Consider the following 21301-nt stretch of genomic DNA (forward strand, 5'->3'; position numbering starts at 1 on the left):
TCAAATGAACAACGCTGACGGCGTGGCCATCTCCGCGAAAGCGGAGCCCCTCACGGAGAAACGAACCCGCCATCGATGGGTGGTCATGGGGCTCATATTCTGCATCTGGGCGATCGCCTGCGCCGACCGCGCGAACTTCGGCATCGCCTTGCCATACCTGAAGAAGGAATATGGCATCACCAATACCGAGGCGGGACTGATCGTCAGTCTGTTCTCGTTCGCGTACGGCTTCGTGCAGATTCCCGTCGGTCTCATCTACAAGCGGCTCAGCGAAAAGACGACCGGGTTCCTGTTCTCGATCTTCATGATCCTGACCTCGATCTTCACGGGCCTGATGGGCACGACGTCGTCCGTGTTCCTGCTGCAGGCGTACCGTGTCGGCCTGGGATTGTCGGAAGGACCGCTTGGGATCGGCTGCACAAACGTGATCAACCGGTGGTTTCCCGCGAAGGAAAAAGGCACGGCGACCGGCCTGTGGATTGCCGCGTCCAAGCTGGGTCCGCTGATCGTGCCTTCGGTCTGTATCGTCGTGATCCAGTTGTGGGGATGGCGGGAGATCTTCTATGTCTTCGCCATCCCCGGCATCCTCTTTGCCATCGTATGGATGGTGCTGGTGACGAATTCGCCCGGCGAGAACCGCTTCTGTTCCCCCGCCGAGCGTCAGTACATTCTCGACGAGACGCCCGCGAACGGCAGTGACACGAAATCGGCGCGCGCCGCCCGCGCAACGCCAATGCCCTATCTCGACGCGATCAACCGCACGAAGCAGGTTCCGCAACTGGAGACGATTCGCCAGGTCTTTCGCTCATGGAATATCCTGGGTGTAGCGATCGGCTACGGCTGCATGATCGGCATCAGCAACATCTTCATGTCCTGGATTCCGACCTATCTCGTCACGGTCAAAGGGTTCGCTTCCGTGAAGATGGGCTTTCTCGCATCAGCACCGTTCATTGGCGCCGTGGCAGGCAACATGCTCGGGGGCGTGATCTCCGATCGCCTGCTCGGCGGCCGGCGCAAGCCGATGATGATGCTGGGCGCACTCGGCACCGTCATCATGATGGTGCTGCTGATCGATGCGCCGGATAGCGTCGCTTATCTCGGTGTGACGCTCATCATGTCGGGGCTCATGCTGGGTATCGGTTTCGCAGGCTACTCTGCCTATCCGATGGGCCTCGCGACCAAATCGACGTATCCGACTGCATTCGGCATCGTCAACTGCGTCGGCCAGATCGGCGGCGCCTGTGCTCCGCTCGCGGTCGGCATCCTGCTGGATCGCTATAGCTGGACCAGCGTGTTCCTGTATATGGTCGGGACGGCCGCACTCTGCCTGGTGCTGCTCCTGACCGTTGCCGAACCGCTGGCAGTTCAGGCAGACGGCACGAAAGCGCGCAAGCGGGGCTAGGAAGCGCTACCCGAAAATCCGCGCCCATGCCGCCCGAAGACGGCGGGCGCGGTCTTCGAAGAGATATGAGCCAGCCAGGGTCAGCAGACCCGAAATCACGCCCGTCACGACAGCCTCGGCATAGGGAATGCCGTAGTGATTCACATGCGAATAGGCGTCGCCCAGCATGGTGAGCAGGCCGACCACGAGTGCATTGCCGTATCGGTGAGCGTAGAGCTTCGACGCCGGCGTGAACGTCAGGACCACGGCCAGGATTCCGGTAAAGAGCCCGGTCTGCAATGCTACCGTCCAGTGCCCCAGGCTCAAGACATTGCCCCAGCTTCCCGGCATGCAGGTCATGCATGCACTGGTCGGCTGCCAGAAGCGCTGGACGAACAGCCTGACGCGGCGTTTCCAATCGCTCGACATCGTGTATTCCCCATCGATGCTTGTGTCATCGCGGACCATCTTCCATTATGGATCGCGAAGCCGCATCCCGGACGCCAAACCACAGGCGGTGTGCGCCACCCAGAAACATTGAAGGCGGCAGGGATATTTCTAATTCTCGCGCTTCCGGAACCATGGGATAACCGTTCGAGCATCATCGAACTGAAAGCCGGTGGCAGATGAGCTATCGTCGATGTCGCAGTCCTCGCAAGTGTCCGTGGCCGCTTGCGAAGGAACCCCGTGCGGAACGTGGCAGCGCGGAAATCTACAGAACAATACGATGAGAATCCGAGCGACAGGACTGGTGATCCGCCATAGCGCGGTCTTGATGGTCAGGGAATACACGGGCATGTGGCTGCTGCCGGGCGGCTCCGTCGCGCACGACGAGTTGTCCATCATTGCGGCCATCCGCGAGTTGTATGAAGAAACCGGAGTCGAGGCGCGAGCCGCCGCGTTCCTCTTCGAACATGTTTCGGCGCATCACGTGCATCACGTGTATCGCATGGTCATTCCGGACCATGCTCGCGTGCGGTCGGGCCTCGAGGTCGATTCGGTGCAATGGGTCGATCATCGCGAATTGTTCGACTGGCGCACGACGCCCGGCACGCGTGCCATCGTGGCGCGTGCGTTCTCGAAGGCGCCCGTGCTCGGCTAGCGCGGCGGGCCGATTGCGCAACGCGATGCCAGCTGGATCGGCTTCATGCCGTCCAGCGCATCGCGTTTGCCGTGCACGTTCGGAAGCCCGTCTAGTGATGGGCCCGCGCCTTCGCTGCGGCGTTGATCCCGCCCGCGATGAACGTACGTGCATGGGTCGCCAGATCCATGCTGTCGTCCCACAGGTTGCGCCAGATCGCCAGCGCGTTGGACAACTGTTCGTTCACGACGGTCGACGAAAAGCTCTCGAACGTGACCACGCCCTGATAGTCGATCATCGCGAGCGCGTGGAAGAACTGCGCGAAGTCGATCGTCCCGGAGCCGAGATAACCCCGGTTACTTTCGCCGATGTGAACGTAGCCCAGGCGCTTGCCGCACGCGAGCACCGGCTGCATGAAGTCCGACTCCTCGATGTTCATGTGATACGTGTCGAGATGCACGACGACGTTCGGCGCGCCGACATCGTCCAGCATGGCGAGCGCCTGCGATGCCGTGTTCAGCAGATTGCTTTCATAGCGGTTCACCACTTCGAGCCCGAGCGTGACGTTCTTCTTCAGCGCAAAGTCGGCGATACGCTTGAGCGAATCCACCGCATTGCGGCGGCCCTGCGCGGTAAGCGGCTGTCCGTACTTCGCCATCGCGCCGTACAGGATGCCGCCGAAGTAATTGCCGCCGAGTTCCGCGGTGATGCCGATGCCCTCTTCCAGCAGCGCGAGGCCGCGCGCGACCGTCGCCGGATCGTCGCTTGATACGTCGGCGTCCAGCGTCAGGCCGCGCGAGCATCCGATCTGAAGTCCGTACTCCTGGAGCAGATCGCGGGTCATCGCAAGATCCATGACCTTGGGCCCGTGCAGCGACAGTTCGACGAGGTCGAACCCGGCCTCCCTGGTCTGGCTGATGACCTTGCGCGTCGACTCCGGCGTCAGATCGCCGGCCCATACCAATGCGTGAACACCCAGCGTATTCATTGTGCGACTCCTCCCGAAGCGGTCACGCGTCTGCGGACCAAGGACTGAAAAAAACCGTTCGCCCACGCCCAGCGGATGAGCATCACGGCAAGCAAGAACACGCCCCACAAGGCCGTGGCGAGGTGCTGGTTGGCGCCGAGCAGGTTCAGGCCCGATGCGATCACCTGCAGGATCACGAGCGCGATCACGACCGGCACGACGCGTCCGAAGCCGCCAAACGGATCGACGCGGCCAAGGAAGCAGGCCAGCACGGCGATCAGCAGGAACGCCTCACCATGACCGACGCGTACCGAGTTGAAGCGCGCCGCCATCACCACGCCGGCAACGCCGCACATCAGGCCGGACAGCATGTAGATGCGCGTGACTGCACGCGTCGTGGCGATCCCCGAATAGCGGGTGGCCTCCAGGTTCGAGCCGATCATGCGTGTGGCGAAGCCGAGTCGCGAACGCGTCATCACGACATGCCAGAGCGCCGCGCATCCGGCGAAGATCCAGAGCGGGATCGGCACACCGAACAACAGGCCATTTCCCATCTCGCGCACGAAAGGCGGGAAGCCGGAAATGTCGCCGCCGTGCGTCAGGAATTCGCCCAGCCCGCGCAGGAAGATCATCATCGACAGGGAGACGAGGATCGGACTCGCGCCGGTGCGCGCGATGATCGCGCCCATCACCCAGCCGGCAGCGGCGCCCGTGGCGAGCGCTGCGGCAATCCCGAGCGCGATGGCGCCTGCGCCCGCGTCCGCGCCGCCTTGCGAGTGGAGCACCCACGCCATCGTCAGCCCGGCGATATTGGCGGTGAAAGTCACTGCGAGATTGAAGCCGCCCGAGATCAGCGGCATCAGCATCGCGAGCGTGAAGAGCCCCAGTTCCGGCAGTTGAAAGGCCACCGAGACGAAGGTGCTGGCGGAAAAGAAGCGATCGGAGGCAAAGCTCATGACCGCGATCACGAAGGCGAGAAATCCGAGCAGACCGACGACATCGGGAGGCACGATCGGCACGCCGGAGCGTTGAGACGACAGGAGTTTCATGATCTTGCCTCCGCGCGTGGCGAATTGAACCGCGATCCGACGAGCTTCGCAAAGCCGCCGCTCGACATGGTGATGGCAATCAGGATGATGGCGCCGATGATCATCTTGAACGCGTACGGCGAGATGCCGAGCAGGTTCAGCCCGTTCGCCGTGATGGCGGTCAGCAGAATGCCGAGGATGGCGCCAAGGATCGTGCCGCGTCCGCCGCCAAGGCGCGCGCCGCCGAGCACCACGGCAGCGAGCACATCGAGTTCGCGGCCGTACAGCGCGTTGGGCACCACTTCCTGCACGTAGTGGGCCTGCATGAGCCCGGCGATGCCGGCCATAATCCCCAGCCAGCCGAACGCGACATAGTGCATCGTGCCGATGTTGATCCCGACCCGGCGCGCCGCTTCCGGGTTGTCGCCCATCGCATAGAGTTGCCGCCCCGTGGTCGTGCGGCGCAGCAGGAACCAGGTGGCCGCCACCATGACGACCATCACCGCGACAGGCAGCGCGAGATCCGCGACGCCGCTCGACGTCTTCAGCTGGATCAGCGAAACGCGATGCGTCCACCAGTCCGGCAGGTCGTAGATCGAGACCCCGCCCGTCAGGAACATCAGGCCGCCGAAGAACACGTTGAAGGTCGCAATCGTCACCACGATCGAGACGATGCGAAACCGGTAGATGATCGTGGCATTGATGGCGCCCAGCAAAAAGCCGAACACGGCCGCCGCGACGAAGCCGATCGCCCAGTTTCCGCCGCCGAGCTGGATGACCGTCAGCGCGGTCAGATACTGGACCACGGACGCGCCCACCGCGAACGAGATGTCGATGCCGCCCGCGATGAGCACGACGAGCAGCCCGGCGGCGAAGATGATGTTGACCGAGCTCTGGTTGAGCAGATCGAACAGGTTGGGCAGCGTGAGAAAGGTCGTCGTCGAGACGCTGAGACCGATCATCATCGCGGCGATGAGCAGGATCAAGAGCGCCTCGACCGAACCGATCCCCCATTTGCGCAGATCAGGCATGGACGTCTCCTTCGATCCGGTCCATCGTGGTGGCGCCCGGCGTGTACTCCGCCACGATGCGTCCATTGCGCATGTGCAGGATACGGTCCGCGTTGAAGTAGACCTCGGGAATCTCGTCCGAGATCAGGAGGATCGCCATGCCCTGTGCCGCGAGCTGATGGATGATCGCAAAGATTCCGGCCCGGGCGCCCACGTCGACGCCGACCGTCGGTGAATCGAGAATGAGCAGCTTCGGGTTGGTCGCGAGCCACTTGGCGAGCACGATGCGCTGCTGGTTGCCGCCCGAGAGCGTCGACACCGCGTCCTCCGGCTTGCCGATCTTGACGGCCAGCTTCCTGATCCAGTCGTTGATCAGTGCGCCGCGCTTGGCCGGATCGATCAGATGCGTCGGGCCGAGCAGGTTGTCGAGCACGGCGGCGATGGTGTTGTCGCCGATCGACTGGGGCTGCACCAGTCCAAGCGAGAGACGGTCTTCCGACACATACGCAATGCCCGCGCGGATCGCCTGCCGGTTGGAGCGCAGCGACAATGCTTCCCCATTGAGCCGGATCGAACCGGAACTCGCTGGCGACATGCCGAAGAGCGTCAGCGCGAGTTCGGTTCGTCCCGCGCCGAGCCGGCCGGTGAGGCCCAGGATTTCCCCTTTCCTGATTGAGAGCGACACGCCGTCGTATTCGCCCCGACGCGTCAGGCCGTCGACTTGCAGCACGACGGGCGCCGCCGAGAGATCCATGCTCCGCACCGCATAGTCGAACGTGCGCCCGGTCATGAGTTCGGTGAGCCGGGTTTGTGTCATGCCGGCGGTCGGGAAGGTCCCGACGTACTGCCCGTCGCGCAGGACGGTCACGCGCGTGCATACGTCGAGCACTTCGGCTAGCCGGTGGCTCACGAAGACGACCGCGATCCCGTCCGCCGAAAGTCGCCGGACGACCGCGAGCAGCGCCTCGGTCTCGGCATGCGACAGCGAGGCGGTCGGCTCGTCCATGAACACGAGGCGCGCGTCTGCGACGAGCGCCCGCGCGATCGCGACGGTCTGTCGCTGAGCGATCGACAGCGTCCGCACCGAGCGGTCGAGGTTGATTGCGACGCCAAGGCGCTCCAGGATGCGGCGCGCCGCGTCCTTCATCTGCCGGTAGTTCACGAGGCGCGGACGCGGCCCGAGATTCTGTTCGAATGCGATGTTCTCCGCGACGGTCATCTCGGGAAACAGTGCGAGGTCCTGCCAGATCACCTGGATTCCGAGGTCGCGCGCCTTCGCCGGATCGAGTCCTTCGATCGACTGGCCGTCCATCAGCATCACGGCGCCGGCTTCCGGCTGATAGACGCCGCTGATGACCTTGATCAGCGTGCTCTTGCCGCAGCCGTTTTCGCCCGCGAGGCAGACCACCTCGCCCGGCATGATGTCGAACTTCACCGACTGCAGCGCTTTCACGCCACCGAATATCTTGGAGATGTTGTCGAGCTTGAGCAGTTCGGCGCGACCGGCGTCGACGGGAATCGCCGCACCACCCGCCAGGTCCGGCTGCAACGCGTGGTGATCCGGGGAAGCTGCTGTGGTCATGGGAACGCTCCAATGCTGCCGAGTTGCGGGCCGCCTGATCCGACGCACGGTTTGTCAGTGAAGAGCCGTCGTGCGGCTCTTCACGCATTCCACCAAGACGTTGCGCTCAGAGACCCGACTTCGCGAGGTCGTCGACCGTCTTCTCATTGAGTTCGACCAGTTGGTCGACGATCAGGTTATGACCATCGGGATGAACGACGCCGAGACCCGGAATATTCGTGCCGTCCTTGATCGGCTCGCCCTTCGCGACCATCACGCCCAGCGTCACGAACACTTCGCCCGCCTGCTTCGGATTCCACATGTAGCCGCCGGTCAGGACGCCGTCGTGGACGAGACGCTTGCCCTGTCCCGGCGAGAACGGCCCGAGCACGAGCACCTTCCCTTTCGCCTGCCTCTCCGCGACTGCGCGCGCCGCCCCGATTGGGCCTTGACTGCCGAACGCGAGGATCGCCTTCAGGTTGGGATGGGCGCGCATCAGATCGAGCGCGGTCTTGCGCGACGCATCCACGTCCTCCGCGACGCCATAACGGTCGCCGACCAGTTTCATGTCCGGATAGTTGGCCTTGAGGTAAGCGATGGCCGCGTCGGCCCACGCGTTGTGAAGCGGCACGGTCAGTGATCCGACGAAGACCGCGTATTCGCCCTTCCCGCCCAGCGCGGTGGCCAGCTTCTTTGCGTACGCTTCGCCGAAGCCCTTGACGGACGCGAGTTCGAAGTCCCAGTCGGCGTTTTTCTGCTTCGGCGACTCATGGGTGATGACCTTGATGCCCGCTGCCCGCGCCCGCTGCAACGCCGGCTCCAGTACCTCGGCATCGTTCGGCACCACGCCGATCACGTCGACCTTCTGGGCAATCAGGTCCTCGATTGCGCGCACCTGGAGCGCCGGGTCGGCACTCGTCGGGCCCACCATGAAGGCTTTCACGCCGAGCTTCTCGGCCTGCTGCTTGATCCCGGCGTCCATCGCGTTGAACCAGGGAATGCCGCCGATCTTCACGACCACGCCGATGACCGGCTTGTCAGGCGAAGCCGAAGCGAGGCCGGCTGACAGCGCGAGCGCAACGACTCCCGCAAACAGGGTGCGTACGAGTTTCTTCGACATTGTCTCCTCCGCTGAACCGCTGGCGACCGTCGCCGAACGGCCAATTTGGGTGGTGGGAAGTTCTTGCTGCCTGCTGAACCTAACGTGTTTGCTAAATCCATTCAGCATTCAGTGACACGGATGCTGAATCCATTTAGCATAGGGGTCAATCGGGTAAATACCCTGCCATCGAGCCTGCGCCGGACGGTGTCCGGCTTCTGTAAAGTGAGAACGGGCGTGCTTTTGGAGTGAACGGCAGATGGTCCGCAACAAGTCAGGACGCAAGTCCACGATTTACGACATCGCGAAGGCGACGGGATCGTCGACGTCCGCCGTGAGTATGGTGCTCAACGGCACGTGGACGCGCTACCGCATCAAGGAAGAAACCGCCAACCGCATCCTGGCGAGCGCGCAGCAACTTGGCTACAACGTCAACATGAAGGCGCGCGGGCTGCGGCTCTCGCGCTCGGGACTGGCGGGCATGATCCTGCCGCACTACCGGAACCGTTTCTTCGCGGGGCTCGCCGAGACCTTCGAGGAGCAGGCGAGAAGCCGCGGACTGTGCCCCATCGTCGTCAGTACCCAGCGCGATCCGTCAGTCGAGATGAGCGTGACCGAGACCCTTCTCTCGCAACGCGTCGAAGTGCTGTTCATCGCGGGCGTGCGCGATCCGTCTCCGCTCAACGCGCTGTGTCAGGCGGCCGGGATCACCTGCATCAACGTGGACCTGCCCGGCGCCGACGCGCCCTCCGTCGTCTCCGACAACCGTGGCGGCGCCCGCGCGCTCACCGAGGCCCTGATCGACAAGATGATCGCCCGGGGTGCATCGCCCGAGGAACTCGTGTTCCTCGGCGGAGTCGTCGACGAATACGCAACGGACATGCGCATCGCCGGGTTTCGCGATGCCTTCGCGGCCCGGGGTTTGGAACCTGCGGCCGATGCCGTCGAGTGCTTCGGCTATGACGCATCTTCTGCGCGGCAAGCCGTCGCGCGTCGCTACGAGGCTCTCGGCCGGCTCCCCGATGGCCTGCTGATGAACTCGATCACCGCGTTTGAAGGACTCGTGCAGTTCGCATCACGCCTGTCGCGGGAAGACTGGCATTCGGCGGTGGTCGGCTGCTTCGACTGGGACCCGTTTGCCGCCCATCTGCCCTTCGAGGTGACGATGATGCGTCAGGACGTGGAGAGGATCATTTCAGAAGCCTTCGCGCTGGCCGATGCGCATGACGGAAGCGCCTCGTCCGACCACCCGCTCGTGATTGTGCCGACGGGCTTCGGGCCGATGTCCGGCGAGGAGGAAAGGACGATCGAGACCGCGTGACTCGAGCCGTCCAGGTGACGGCTCAAGGCTTCGCTTCTTGTTGGAACCGGTCAAAGCTCCTGACGAGTCGGCCTGAAAAGGATCTCGTTCACGTCGATATCGGGGGGCTGGCCGATCGCGAACGCGACGGCATTCGCGAATGACTCAGCCGGGATCGCGTTTTCCTCATAGAACTTCCTGACGTTCTCGGCGACGTCCGGCTCGGTGACACTGCTCGGAAGCTCGGTCGCCACCGCGCCGGGCGAGATCACGGTCGTGCGAATGTCGTAGGGTTTGACTTCCTGACGCAGCCCTTCGGAAAGCATCAGGACGGCACTCTTGGTCGCCGCATAGACGGCGCTGCCCGGGCGGACCTTGTGTCCGGCCACGGACGACACATTGATGATGTGCCCCGCCTTCTGCTGCTTCATGTAGGGCAGCGCCGCGCCGATTCCGTACAGCACGCCCTTGATGTTCACGTCGATCGTGCGATCCCAGTCCTCGACCTTGAGACGCTCCAGCGGCGAATGCGGCATCAATCCCGCATTGTTGATCATCACGTCGATGCGGCCGAAATGCTCGACCGCGGCCGCGACCAGTCGCTTGACGTCGTCGAAACGGGTGACGTCCGTCGTCACGGCGAGCGCCCTGCCGCCGCTCGCGATTAAGGCGTCCGCCAGCGACTGGATGCGCCCGGCACGCCGCGCTCCCAGCACGACGCACGCACCCTGCGCGCTCAGATGCCGGGCGGTCGCCTCGCCCGGCCCGCTGCTCGCGCCCGTAATGACGACGACTTTTCCTTCGATGTTGTTGCTCATGGTTTCGGTTGCTCGCTTACGTTGAACTCTATCGCAGACGCTTGAAGATCAGCGATCGACGCGTTGCTGGAGATGCGCCGGGTAGCGGTCGCCCACCACCTTGATCTGCTGCAGCGCGCTTTCGATGGCGGACAGGTCCTCAGCCGACAATTCGACCGCAGCCGCGCCGACGTTCTCTTCCAGACGATGCAGCCTGGTCGTGCCCGGAATCGGCACGATCCACGGTTTTTGCGCGAGCAGCCAGGCCAGCGCGATCTGCGCGCGCGTCGCGCCTTTGGTGTCCGCGATCTTGCCGACCACCTCGACGAGACCCGCATTCGCCTTGCGGTTTTCCTCGGAGAAGCGCGGCACGACGTTGCGGAAGTCGGTCTTGTCGAACGTGGTGTTGGCGTCGATCGCCCCGGTCAGGAAGCCCTTGCCGAGCGGGCTGAACGGCACGAAGCCGATGCCCAGTTCCTCGAGCGTCGGGAGCACGGTCGTTTCCGGCTCGCGCCACCACATCGAGTACTCGCTTTGCAAAGCGGCCACGGGTTGCACGGCGTGAGCGCGGCGAATCGACTGCGCGCCCGCCTCGGACAGGCCGAAATGCTTGACCTTGCCCTCGCGGATCAGATCCTTGACGGTGCCGGCGACGTCCTCGATGGGCACGTTCGGATCCACACGATGTTGATAGAACAGGTCGATCCGATCGGTCTTCAGACGCTTGAGCGACGCCTCTGCCACGGCTCGAATGCGCTCCGGACGGCTGTCGAGAGGCTGCTTCGAGTCTCCGTCCGTGAAGCCGAACTTGGTGGCGATGACCACCTGATCCCGAAACGGCGCGACCGCTTCGCCCATCAGCTCTTCGTTGACAAACGGGCCATAGCACTCGGCGGTGTCGAAGAACGTAACGCCCCGCTCGAAGGCCGCACGGATGAGTTCGATACCCTGTGTCTTCTCGGTCGCCGGACCATAGCCGAAGCTCAGCCCCATGCAGCCGAGGCCGATGGCCGACACTTCGAGACCGCTGTTTCCGAGTTTGCGCTTTTGCATACCGTTTCTCCTGTCGACCAGAGTTAGCGCTTTAGCGCTTACTCTGGTCCCATGCAAGATGATTGCTGTCGACCAGAGAAGCATAGACTCGTATGCCATGCTCAACAATACGGCTACAATTGCATGAGGTATTGAGAAAAATTCACATATGTCGCGCGCAAGCTTGTCCGAACTCACGGTCTTCGTCGCCATCGCCAATCAGCGCAGCTTCAGCGCGGCAGCGCGCGTGCTGGGCGTGTCGCCGTCCGCGCTCAGCCACACCATACGTGGACTCGAAACGAGGCTCAACGTGCGATTGTTCAACCGCACGACTCGCTCGGTCGCGCTGACCGAAGCCGGCGAGCAGCTCCTGCGACGCGTCGGACCCGCTATCGCCGATCTCGAAGACGCCGTGAACGAAGTCGCGTCCGAACGCGACCGTCCTTCGGGTTCGATCCGCATCAGCGCGTCCGAATCCGCAGCGAAGTCTCTGGTACGGAACGTATTGCCGGACTTTCTCGCGGCCTATCCGGACATCCACGTGGAGTTCGTCGTCGACACGCGACTCGTGGATATCGTCGCCGACGGCTTCGATGCCGGAATCCGGGTCCTGCAGGACGTGCCCCGCGACATGGTCGCGATCCGCTTCGGGCCCGACATGCGGTTCATCGCGGTGGCATCGCCGGGGTATCTCGCGCATCACAAGCCGCCGAAGGCGCCGCATGACCTGACGAAGCATCGGTGCATCCGTTTCCGGTTCGAAAGCGGCGCGCTCTATCGCTGGGACCTCGAACATCGCGGCAAGAGTGCGAGCATCGACGTTCAGGGCCCGATTACGCTCGGTAATCTGAACCTGATGGTGGAAGCCGCATTGGGCGGAATCGGCGTCGCCTGGGTGCCCGACTATCTGGCCGAAGAGCACCTGGCCTCGGACCGGCTCAGGCAATTGCTTCCCGAGTGGAGTCCGGCCTTTCCGGGCCTCTGTCTTTATTATCCGGCGAACCGGTTCCCTCCGACCGCGCTCAGACTGTTTGCGCAAGCGGTGCGCGAGTGGGCCGCGCGGTGCTAGTCGTCTACGGCGCGGCAACCGTCGACGCCCCCTGCCATTGAAGAAACGGATGCCTGGCGCCCGCCGGCATCACCCAGGTTCCATTGGGGCCGAAGTTCCAGGTCGGACCGAAGCTGGCGGGTTGCCCCATCTGCAACGTCGTCAGGCCATGCGCAGCGGGCACTGCCGGTCCGCCATTCCTGGTGCCGCTCGTGGCTTAGCGTCATCCCTTTGCTTCGCGTGCCTTCTTCAGGCACTTGGCCAGACCTTCCGCATCGATGCCATAGCGCTTCATCAACTCCCTGACGCCGCGGTCTTCAAGCAGGCAGCGAATGACGTCGCCACAACACCCTTCGCCATCCTTGCCCGATCCGGAACGCGGTGGCGGATCGTCGCCTTGCGCCCAGACGCCGACCGTGCGCACCTGTTCGCGCATGAACGGCACGCCTGCGAAGCTCCTGCCACGCGCCACGTACCGGAACGTATAGACACCTGCGACCGGCGCGTCGGTCTGTGTAACGAATGCTCCGGGCGCGGCGGGATCGAGCTTCACCGTGCTCGTCGCCCCGCCCGGATCGGTCGCTTCCACGACCACGAAAGCCGGCGTGTCGAGCGGCAGGTCGAGTTGACGCAAGGTCACGCGATGATCGATGACCGTCGCGGGCACCGCTCGTCGCGGGCTCGTATCGGCGGACATTGCAAGCGACGACTGCGCCTGCACCGTGACGCTGAACGGCACGCCATGCGAGACGAAGCGGCTGCGATCGACATCGAGGTCGCGCTGCACGTCGCCGATGCCCGGCCCCGTTGCCCCGCCGAGCGCGAGCCGCGCATACCAGCGGCCGGCGTGCGCCGAATGCGTGGGCCAGATCGCCGGCAACGAGAGCCGGTAGGCATCGAGCCCCGTTCCGGGCACGAACGCCGAATCGACGAGCGACGATACCGACAGCGGATCGATCAGTTCGCCCGCGGGCGTCTCGACGCGAAAGTCGAGATAGCGCCGCAGCGGCGAAAGCAGGACGACATCGGCCGACGTATCGGCTTCGGTCAGGTCGAAGGGAATGCGCACGACGTCGCGCCCGCTCACATAGCCTTCCGGATCGACGACGATCTGGCTGTTCACCACGCCGCTCAGAATCTGCAGGTAGTACTTCGCAACGCGAAACTGCTCGGACGCGCCAAGCGGCCCGGTCAGCATCAGATAGCCGCCCGTGTTGCCCACGAGCTTCGAAAGCGCCACCGGGTTCAACTGCCCGACCGTCCCGAGCCCGATCGCATACACGCGGTCGTCGATCTTCGAGGCAATGTCCGCGATGAACTTGGCGGTGTTTTCCTCGCCGTCCGTGAAGACGACGACCGCCTTCTTCGCGTACCCGGGCGTGCCCGCGAGCGTGTCGTGCGCAAGTTCGACGCCGTCGCCGATCGACGTGCTGCCTGCCGGATTCGTGAGGTGACTCGAAATCGCGCTCTTGCCCTGCACGCGACCACTGCCGAAGCCGAGCGGCCCCGCCTGCGTGACGGCGAGCCGCAATGCCGCGTCCTGATCGAATGCAACGACGCCGATGCCATCCGTATCGCCGAGCAGTTCGACGAAGGTCGGCGCGGCATCGTGCAACACGTCGATGCGCTTCTTGCCCGGAATGCCCGATGGATCGTCCATGCTGCCCGAGCGGTCGAGGACGAGCATCGACGCGACGTTCGGCTTGACGATTGCATTTGCCGTGATCGGGATGACCCATTGCGCGCCCGTCTGCGGGCACGAAACGGTCACGCTTCCGGCTGCGCTGGTGCCCGCCGCGCCCGCCTTGTAGCTGACCCAGAGGCGCACTTCGCGCGCGGTGGCATCGGGCGCGGAAGGCAGCGAGAGCGACCCGCCGAACGGCAAACCGAGCGTGCCCGGCCCCGAGGTAAGCGCAGGGCCGGCGGTCACCTGAAGCGTAAGCGCTTGACAGGTCTGCACGGAAAACACGATCGCACGCGCGGTCTGGGTGCCGGCCGGAATATCGACGAACGAAAGCCGCGTGTTGAGCGGACCGACCGCGACGATGCCGCCGGCACACGGCGCCGCGCTGCAGAAATCGACGAGCGCCGCAGAGATGTCGTCGATGATCAGTTCCATCTCGCTCCATTGCGGATGAAAGCGCGTGCCCCACTCGATCACGAAGCCGTAGGTCTTCCCCTTCGCCGGATTCTCCCAGTGACGCGCGTAGACGTAGTCGTCGCTCGCACCGGAAGTCGGATAGAGACCGTATGACGGCTCCGCCGTGTAGTTGCGTCCGCGCACCGCCGTAATCGCGGCCTTCATCCGGTTCGCAAGCGAGGCGGCCACAGCTTCGTCGTCGCCCGGGATGTACTCGGCGTACACGTCGTTGCGCACGCCGCGCTTGCCGTCCCATGCGGCGTTGCGAAAGTTCATCGCCGGATCGTTCGACTGGTTCTGGTCGTCGCCCCAGTTGTAAAGAATGAGTTCCGAATAGCTGTGGACATCGATGAACCAGCGCGTGCGTGGCACCGCTTCGACGAGCCATTGCACGTTGCGCGTCTCGGGCTCCGAGAAGGCGCCCGTGCCGTGATAGGTCTCGTCGCCCGGATCGGCAGACGCGCCCGGCGAGGACGGCGCCATCTTGCTCGCGAAGTCCCACAGAAAATCGTAATTGCGGTTGATGTCGACGCCGATAAGGTCCGGGTCGCCGCCGCTCGATGCCGTGTTGCGGTTCTTGCGCCAGCCGTCGAGTATCCCGGCATCGTGTTGCTGGCTATACAGGCGGCCATCGGGATTCACGAGCGGATAGACCACGAACTCGAGCGCATTCACCATGCCCTGAATCGCCGCAGCCGTGAAGCTCTTGCCGCCGTACTGCAGGCCTGCGTTATTCGTATACGCCGAGAGCAGGTCGGTCGCGAAGTTGATCAGGATCTCGCAACTTCCCCATTCGCGCGCATGCACGCCGCCGATCATCATGACGGCATCGCGCGTGCCGAAGCCACCGTTCGAGATGCGCAGCGCATGGCTCGTGCGTCCTTCGATCGACGGGTTCGGTAACGAGACGAGGCTTGACAGCGCGGGATATGCCGTCGCCAGATTCGCGATGGCCGATTCGACTTCGACGATGTTGAGATAGCTCATGATGGCTTCCTCAACAACTTGCCGCGCCCCACGGGCAGCACGGACGGATCTTCAAAGCGATTGCCGCTGCCGACATCGGGCAGGCCTTCGTCCGCCATATCCGAGGGATCGGCGATGATCTCGAGCCGCACGGCATCGCTGCGCTGCGCTTCCTTCGCGGTGCTGCCCTTCATCAGCACGTGCGCGGTCGCGATGCCCTCCTTGTTCACGCGCGGACCCGCGCACGCAAACTTCATTGGCGTGGATTCGATGAAGCGCTTAAGTTCTTCCGGGCTGGTCGCGATCAGACGCACCTGCACCATCGGGTCGTGGGGTTGAGGAGGCGGGCTCGAATCGCCTGGGGCCGCCCTCTTGCGGGCGGTCTTGCGAACTGCAGACGTGCCGGTCTTCTTCCCCGGATTCGATTTGCTGACCATGCGGACCTCCGATCGTCATCGTGAAACGCAGGCGCGGCGGATGTCGTTCGGATGAGCGGCGGCCATCGAAAGACGGCCTTGCAAGCCTGCGACGTGGGCGGCGGCCATGAGCGGTGGCGCCCGCGTTGAAAGAAAGCTTAGGCAATTCGATAGACCACCGAAAGGATTGCATCTAGCCGATAGCGGACGTTTTCCATCTTGCGACGAGCGGCAGATGACTGTTGGGCAACCCACAGTGCCGCACAGAAGAGCTTGCCGCAGCGGTTTCGCCGACTATCTTTAGCTTACATCGCAATTCATTCTCGCTTACACGAGGGTGCTTGCGGGACAGCAGCCGATCCAGCCGGACATCACGACGATGGTCCGTGCCCGAAGCCATGATGCGCCGCGATGGCAACGCAGGCGAGCGCATTGCCGAACGACTCGAAGCCGCAGTGGCTGCATGCGCTCGAACCGCAACATCCACGCGGAGTACTCACGATGGCCGTCTTGTCTTCCCCGATCCCGCCACTTCCCGACTATCTTCCTCCCGCAACCGAAACCCCCGTCGATGACACTGCGCGCGCATCGCTCGCCGCCGATGGCATACTCGGTTCCGGCGTGCTCGGTCCCGTGGTCACGCAATTCCGCACCGTGCGCTGCGGCTGCTGGCTCCTGAACACCGTCCCGCGGGCTCACGGCGTGTCATGTATGACGGCACACTGCGCGTCGAGTGCCACAACGCGGGCCGCACCGCGAGCGGCGATCTTTACCAGCGCACGGTGCGCATCCTGACCCTGCCGCCGATCGACCCGATTCCTCCCCTTGTGCCAATACCGCCATTCGACCCTGTACCGGTGCCGCCCGGGCCCGTCGAGAATCCGGGATCGATGAGCGACTTCGGACCGTTGCTGCCCATCCTGAGCGGCGCGCCGAACCCCGCCAACGGCATCCCGATCCTGCGGCGCTCGCGCTATCGCTACTACGTGCGCGTGACGTCGTTGCCCGAACTCTTCTATCGCGGCGCGGGGTTCACGCTCGGCTTCGAGTTGTGGCGATACACCGCGCCGAACGGCTGGGCGCTCGAATCGACGCTCAGCGCACGCATGATCCGCATGGCTGCGCCGACCGGCTATCCGTCACCGTCCGACTACGCAGAGGGCGATGTGAAGAACGCGACCGGTTCCGTGGTCGGGCGGCTGACGATGGGCTGGCTGAGTCCGTACTACCGCCGGTGCTCCGTCGAGATCGACACCGTCAGCGGCTCCGAGCAGCCCACGACCGACGCCGCGGGCCACACCTGGCAGAGCGTGATGGACGAACTCGGCTGGCAGGTCGACGTGCGCCTGAGCGACACCAACGTAGCCGAGCCGAGCGGCGACTCGTGGTCGGATGCCGAAATGCACGCGGCCATGCTCGCAAGCCGCGATGCCGTCAATCTCGACCGCGAATGGCGCTATCACGTGCTCGCCGTGAAGAACATCGACTCGACACCGCGCGGCATCATGTACGACGCAGCCGGCACCGATTCGAACAACGTGCCGCGCGAAGGCATCGGCATCCCGTCGCACTGGACCATCGATCCGGGCTGGGGCACGGTGAGCGGCCAGCGCTTCGGCACGGCGTCAGCGCCCTACTTTCGCACGGCGATTCACGAGATCGGCCACGCGTTGGGACTCGTCCACAACTTCGCGGACTTCGGCTTCATGTGCACGAGCGACGTGATCGCGGCGGGGGGCACGCCCTCCAATCCGTTTCCGAACAACATCCAGTGGTCGTATCACACGGACAACCTGAAGCAGTTGCGCCACTACCCCGATCCGTTCGTGCGGCCCGGCGCGGTGGCCTTCGGCGGCGCTTCGAGCACGACGCCCGCGATCACCCCGACCGATCTCGAAGTCGACGTGGACGGCCTCGCGCTCGTCGTGACGCCGCTGCTCGGTGAAGTGCCGATCGGCGCGCCGGTGCGAGTCGGCATCGGGCTCGTGAATCGCAGCGCGCAACCAATGCGCGTGCCCGCCGATCTCAGCCTGAAGGGCGATTTCGTCAGCGGCGAGGTCGTCGATCCGACGGGCAACGCGCGCTCGTTTCGCACCGTCGTGCGCTGCATCGAGGACCATGCGTTCATGCTGCTTCAGCCCGGCGAGTCGATCGAGGATTCGATGACGCTCATGCGCGGCTCCGAGGGCGCGCTCTTCGCCGTGCCGGGCGTACATGAAGTTCGTGTCGAGGTGCACTGGGACGCGGAGGAAATGATCGCCCGCGTCGAGGGCGGCACGACGGTCATGGTTACCGGCGCGGCCGATGCGGACCACGCGGCAGCCGCGCACGCGGTGCTTGCGACACCCGACGCGCATCTGGTGCTCGCGATCGGCGGCGATCATCTGATCGACGGTATCGCGGCCATCCAGACCGCGCTTGCGTGTTCCGTCCTGCGGCCGCATTTCGCTGCCGTCGAGGCGAAGCGCGTCGGCCGCCGCTTCGGGCATCGCAAGCCGGACGTGAAGGCGGTGGCAGCCCTCATCGACGACGATGTCGTGATGAGCGGTACCGAACTCGGCAAGCTCGCGGCCATCGTGCAGAATGACGCGAAGTCCGGCGCAACTGCGAAGGGGCTCGCGAAGACGCTCAAGTCGAAGGCGAAGAAGGTGACTCTGTCGAGCGCGGCGAGAAAGAACGTCGATGCGCTCTGAGTCGTTCTCTGGCGCTGCGTTGCGCGCCCGCCGCCGATGATGGCGGCCGGTGCGCTGACGCGCACGTTGGCGCTGGCAACGACGCTCTTGCTGGGAGAGGCGGCGATGGCAATCGATGACGCGAGACTCGTCGGTGTGTGGCGCAAGGCGGGCGCCGGGGAATGCGCGAGCCAGTACGCCGCGCGACTGCGCTTCGAGCCGAACGGTCTCTACTTCGGTGAAGCGGAGCCACCCGGCGCATTTACCTGGTGGGACGGCGGCACGTGGCGGGTGCCCGCGCCGGGGCGTCTCGCGCTGTCGATCGCAAACGATGCGGTGGTCGAATACGCCTATGCCCTCGACGGAGACGACATGCTCGTGACGGACGCTTCGGGTTGCGAAGTGGGCTACCGGCGTGAGCGTTGAGCGCAGCAGCCGGTGGACAGGACATTGACGCTGCGCACCCGCAAGGCCGCGACGGCGTGCGAACGCTTATTTGTGATCCTGAATAGCCGCCGATTCGCCGAATAGCAGCCGAACTACGCCTCAGATGGACCGATTGGGATCACGGGTACGGCGCTAAACTGGTTTCCGTGGTGCAGAACAACGCACCACGCGGAAAGAAACAGCAGTCGACTGAGCAAACGGTCTTACCTTCAATCCTTAACCGTAATGCAGTGACGTATCAGGTTCGATCCGAAGTTGTAGCAGCAGCACTCGCAGTAGCAGTAGTCGCAGTTGTTTGCAGAAAGCTGGACGTACCATGAGCCTTTGTAGTCGTTTCCGAAGTAGCAGTAGTGGTATCCGATGCCAGTAGCGACGCAACGCAGCAACGAAGTTTCGCTGTGGCCGTAACGCAATACTCATCGGAGTTGTCAGCAGCAGACGAAGACGCATGGCCCCGCACCGGTTCGACCGGGCGGGGCTTTGCCCTTTTCAGCGCTGGAACGCAAGCAACCGGCGCAGTCAGTAAAGCTGCGCGAGTCCCGAGCGAATCGACTCGGGGAGGTTCGGCTCGGCGGCAATGCGCGCGAGGAAGTGCGCATCGTCGGCGACGGTCAGCGAATCGAGTTCGATCGCACCGAGCAAGGTCGAAAGCGGCGTCGACTTCGACGCGGCCGGCGCCAGCTTCGGCCCGGTGAAATCGTGCGGTCCGTCGAATGGCAACCGTGGCCGCTGATCCATTCCCGTATCGCGAATCTCGTCGAGCGCGAGCGTCCAGACGACCGGACGCGGCGCATCGAAGGCAACGAGCCGTTTGGCAGGCGGACTGGTCCCGGCCTTCTCGATCGCGCGAGCGAGGTCAGGCAGTCTGCTGAAGGCTCGTTTGAGGGTTTTCGTCGCCGCGGCGAGTGACACCTTCGCGACATCGGGATCGCCGCTCGCCTGCTCCAGATACAGCTTGCGCGCCTGCCCTCCTACCTTCAGCGCCTCGCCTTCGACGCCGAGTGCCTTCATCGTCGCCGGGAGGCCGTAACGCGGGACGCCGTTGATCATCACGAGCGTGATCGACGTCTCCTTCGCGCGGATCAGCGCTTCGTATGGATCGCCGGCATTCCCCTCGATGATCAAGAGGTCCGCGCGCCGGCCCGCTTCCAGCGTTCCTAGCGCGCCCTGCCACTTGAGGATGGCGGCCGCGTCGCGAGTCGCCATTGCGACCAGATCGCGAGCGCTGAAGAGACCATCGAGCAGATGCTGCGAATAGAGCCATGCCACCTTGAGTTCGCCAAGCAGGTTCTTGCTGCCCGACGGCGACCAGTCGCTGCCGATGCCGATCCGCACGTTTGCCTTGCGAGCCGCATCGACATGCGCGGTCGCGCCATAAAGCAGCAGGTTGCTGAGCGGCGACCAGACCATCGACCCGCCAAAGCGCGCGAGCGTCTTGAAGTCGGCGGGAACGAGCCCGGCCGCGTGGATCGCGGTCAGCCGGTCGTTGATCGCCCATTCGCCCGGCGCGACTTCCAGCGCCAGAAAGTGCTTGCGCGCGACGGACTCGGTGGCGTTCGCAGGCGTGATGCCCTCGGCGAGGTGCAGCAGGTAGCAACTGTCTTCCTTCTCGAGCCGCGCCAGGAACGATCTGGCGTCTTTCGCGTCGACGTCCGCGATGCGTGCCTGCGCTTCCGATAACGCCGGATCGTCGGTCTGTTCGACATTGCGCAGGATGCCGCGGTAGTAGCGCTGAACGCCCGCGTTGCTGTTGAGCATGATGCCCTGGCTCGTCGTCACGCCGCCAAGCATGCATTTGCATTCCACGTATCGCACGAGCGGCGCGAGCAGCGCCGCCTGCCCGCGAGCATCGCGATACTCACCGACGACCGTCATCGGGCCGCTGATGAGCCTTCGGTAATCAGGATGTCTCGGCCATTGTCCGCGGTCGCCGTAAAGCTGTGGCACCGGGCTCCACAGCGGCAGCGCGTTGTAGCTCAGATGATTGTGCAGTTCGATGAGGCCGGCAAAGATCGTGCCGCCCGTCTCTACGATTGCAACGTCCGCGAACCCGGCGGGACTGCCGGCGCTCCTGTTTCGCACCGCGACAATGCTGCCCTTGTCGATGTAGACGACCGCGTTCTTTTTCACCGTGAAGCGGTCGTCCATCGTCACGACCCGGCCTGCCAGCGCCAGTCTGGCTCCATCGAGTGGATCGACGGGCCCGGGCTTGGGCGCTTTCAGTGACCGCGCCCGGTCAGCAGCAGTCTCTACGACTTGCGGCTTGTCCGGAGCCAGCGGATACCAGCGGCGCGCTGCCTTTGCCATGTGAGGACTCCCTTGGACATCTTGACCACGATGTTAGGGCAATCGGCAA

General features: G+C 64.2%; 18 protein-coding genes. 6 read left to right on the forward strand and 12 right to left on the reverse strand.

The window, feature by feature from the left end; translation table 11 throughout:
- Nucleotides 1-4: 4 nt before the first annotated feature.
- The gene (locus AWB81_RS22885; protein WP_062638833.1) at nucleotides 5-1402 is read left to right on the forward strand and encodes an MFS transporter; all 1398 of its coding nucleotides are present in this window, start codon (nucleotides 5-7) and stop codon (nucleotides 1400-1402) included.
- Nucleotides 1403-1408: 6 nt separating this feature from the next.
- Here AWB81_RS22885 and AWB81_RS22890 read toward each other — a convergent pair whose 3' ends face one another.
- Entirely contained in the window at nucleotides 1409-1810 is a 402-nt protein-coding gene (locus tag AWB81_RS22890) for a hypothetical protein (RefSeq protein ID WP_062638866.1), read from the reverse strand.
- 298 nt (nucleotides 1811-2108) lie between these two features.
- Here AWB81_RS22890 and AWB81_RS22895 point away from each other — a divergent pair, with 298 nt between their 5' ends.
- Nucleotides 2109-2483, forward strand: coding sequence for an NUDIX domain-containing protein (locus AWB81_RS22895; RefSeq protein ID WP_159938924.1), 375 nt, complete (start codon nucleotides 2109-2111; stop codon nucleotides 2481-2483).
- A gap of 91 nt (nucleotides 2484-2574) precedes the next feature.
- Here the strand turns inward: AWB81_RS22895 and AWB81_RS22900 are convergent, their stop codons facing one another.
- From AWB81_RS22900 to AWB81_RS22920, 5 genes are all read right to left on the reverse strand, one after another.
- Nucleotides 2575-3450, reverse strand: a complete 876-nt coding sequence (locus tag AWB81_RS22900; protein WP_062638835.1) for a sugar phosphate isomerase/epimerase family protein — start codon at nucleotides 3448-3450, stop codon at nucleotides 2575-2577.
- The gene (locus AWB81_RS22905; RefSeq protein ID WP_062638836.1) at nucleotides 3447-4478 is read right to left on the reverse strand and encodes an ABC transporter permease; all 1032 of its coding nucleotides are present in this window, start codon (nucleotides 4476-4478) and stop codon (nucleotides 3447-3449) included. The genes AWB81_RS22900 and AWB81_RS22905 overlap by 4 nt, the downstream gene beginning before the upstream one ends.
- Entirely contained in the window at nucleotides 4475-5488 is a 1014-nt protein-coding gene (locus AWB81_RS22910) for an ABC transporter permease (RefSeq protein WP_087135132.1), read from the reverse strand. The genes AWB81_RS22905 and AWB81_RS22910 overlap by 4 nt, the downstream gene beginning before the upstream one ends.
- The gene (locus AWB81_RS22915) at nucleotides 5481-7049 is read right to left on the reverse strand and encodes a sugar ABC transporter ATP-binding protein (RefSeq protein WP_062638837.1); all 1569 of its coding nucleotides are present in this window, start codon (nucleotides 7047-7049) and stop codon (nucleotides 5481-5483) included. Before AWB81_RS22915 ends, AWB81_RS22910 begins: the two co-directional genes overlap by 8 nt.
- A gap of 106 nt (nucleotides 7050-7155) precedes the next feature.
- Entirely contained in the window at nucleotides 7156-8148 is a 993-nt protein-coding gene (locus AWB81_RS22920) for a substrate-binding domain-containing protein (protein ID WP_062638838.1), read from the reverse strand.
- A 238-nt stretch (nucleotides 8149-8386) separates the two neighbouring features.
- On the opposite strand from AWB81_RS22920, the gene AWB81_RS22925 reads away from it, so the two are divergent.
- A complete protein-coding gene (locus tag AWB81_RS22925; RefSeq protein ID WP_062638839.1) occupies nucleotides 8387-9448 on the forward strand; it encodes a LacI family DNA-binding transcriptional regulator in 1062 nt (353 codons plus the stop codon).
- Between the two features lie 50 nt (nucleotides 9449-9498).
- Here the strand turns inward: AWB81_RS22925 and AWB81_RS22930 are convergent, their stop codons facing one another.
- Nucleotides 9499-10245 (reverse strand): SDR family oxidoreductase, encoded by a 747-nt coding sequence (locus tag AWB81_RS22930; protein WP_062638840.1) that lies wholly within the window; start codon nucleotides 10243-10245, stop codon nucleotides 9499-9501.
- A 48-nt stretch (nucleotides 10246-10293) separates the two neighbouring features.
- On the reverse strand, nucleotides 10294-11277 hold the full coding sequence (locus AWB81_RS22935; RefSeq protein ID WP_062638841.1) for an aldo/keto reductase: 984 nt from the start codon (nucleotides 11275-11277) through the stop codon (nucleotides 10294-10296).
- Between the two features lie 148 nt (nucleotides 11278-11425).
- Between AWB81_RS22935 and AWB81_RS22940 the strand changes: the two genes are divergently transcribed.
- Nucleotides 11426-12325, forward strand: coding sequence for a LysR family transcriptional regulator (locus tag AWB81_RS22940; protein WP_062638842.1), 900 nt, complete (start codon nucleotides 11426-11428; stop codon nucleotides 12323-12325).
- Nucleotides 12326-12329: 4 nt separating this feature from the next.
- Here AWB81_RS22940 and AWB81_RS45800 read toward each other — a convergent pair whose 3' ends face one another.
- Genes AWB81_RS45800 through AWB81_RS22950 form a run of 3 tightly spaced genes read right to left on the reverse strand, consistent with a single transcriptional unit; the run spans nucleotide 12330 to nucleotide 15847 of the window.
- The gene (locus AWB81_RS45800) at nucleotides 12330-12488 is read right to left on the reverse strand and encodes a hypothetical protein (protein ID WP_159938925.1); all 159 of its coding nucleotides are present in this window, start codon (nucleotides 12486-12488) and stop codon (nucleotides 12330-12332) included.
- A 39-nt stretch (nucleotides 12489-12527) separates the two neighbouring features.
- Nucleotides 12528-15431 (reverse strand): M14 family zinc carboxypeptidase, encoded by a 2904-nt coding sequence (locus AWB81_RS22945; protein ID WP_062638843.1) that lies wholly within the window; start codon nucleotides 15429-15431, stop codon nucleotides 12528-12530.
- The gene (locus AWB81_RS22950) at nucleotides 15428-15847 is read right to left on the reverse strand and encodes a hypothetical protein (protein ID WP_087135133.1); all 420 of its coding nucleotides are present in this window, start codon (nucleotides 15845-15847) and stop codon (nucleotides 15428-15430) included. Before AWB81_RS22950 ends, AWB81_RS22945 begins: the two co-directional genes overlap by 4 nt.
- Nucleotides 15848-16533: 686 nt before the next feature.
- On the opposite strand from AWB81_RS22950, the gene AWB81_RS22955 reads away from it, so the two are divergent.
- Nucleotides 16534-18519 (forward strand): zinc metalloprotease, encoded by a 1986-nt coding sequence (locus tag AWB81_RS22955; RefSeq protein ID WP_062638847.1) that lies wholly within the window; start codon nucleotides 16534-16536, stop codon nucleotides 18517-18519.
- Nucleotides 18520-18624: 105 nt separating this feature from the next.
- Nucleotides 18625-18924, forward strand: a complete 300-nt coding sequence (locus AWB81_RS22960) for a lipocalin/fatty acid-binding family protein (RefSeq protein ID WP_143753724.1) — start codon at nucleotides 18625-18627, stop codon at nucleotides 18922-18924.
- Between the two features lie 540 nt (nucleotides 18925-19464).
- On the opposite strand, the gene AWB81_RS22965 is transcribed toward AWB81_RS22960, so the two are convergent.
- A complete protein-coding gene (locus AWB81_RS22965; protein ID WP_062638850.1) occupies nucleotides 19465-21252 on the reverse strand; it encodes an amidohydrolase family protein in 1788 nt (595 codons plus the stop codon).
- Nucleotides 21253-21301: the final 49 nt, after the last annotated feature.

Origin of the sequence: Caballeronia arationis, assembly GCF_001544975.2 — a bacterium.
Taxonomy (GTDB): domain Bacteria; phylum Pseudomonadota; class Gammaproteobacteria; order Burkholderiales; family Burkholderiaceae; genus Caballeronia; species Caballeronia arationis.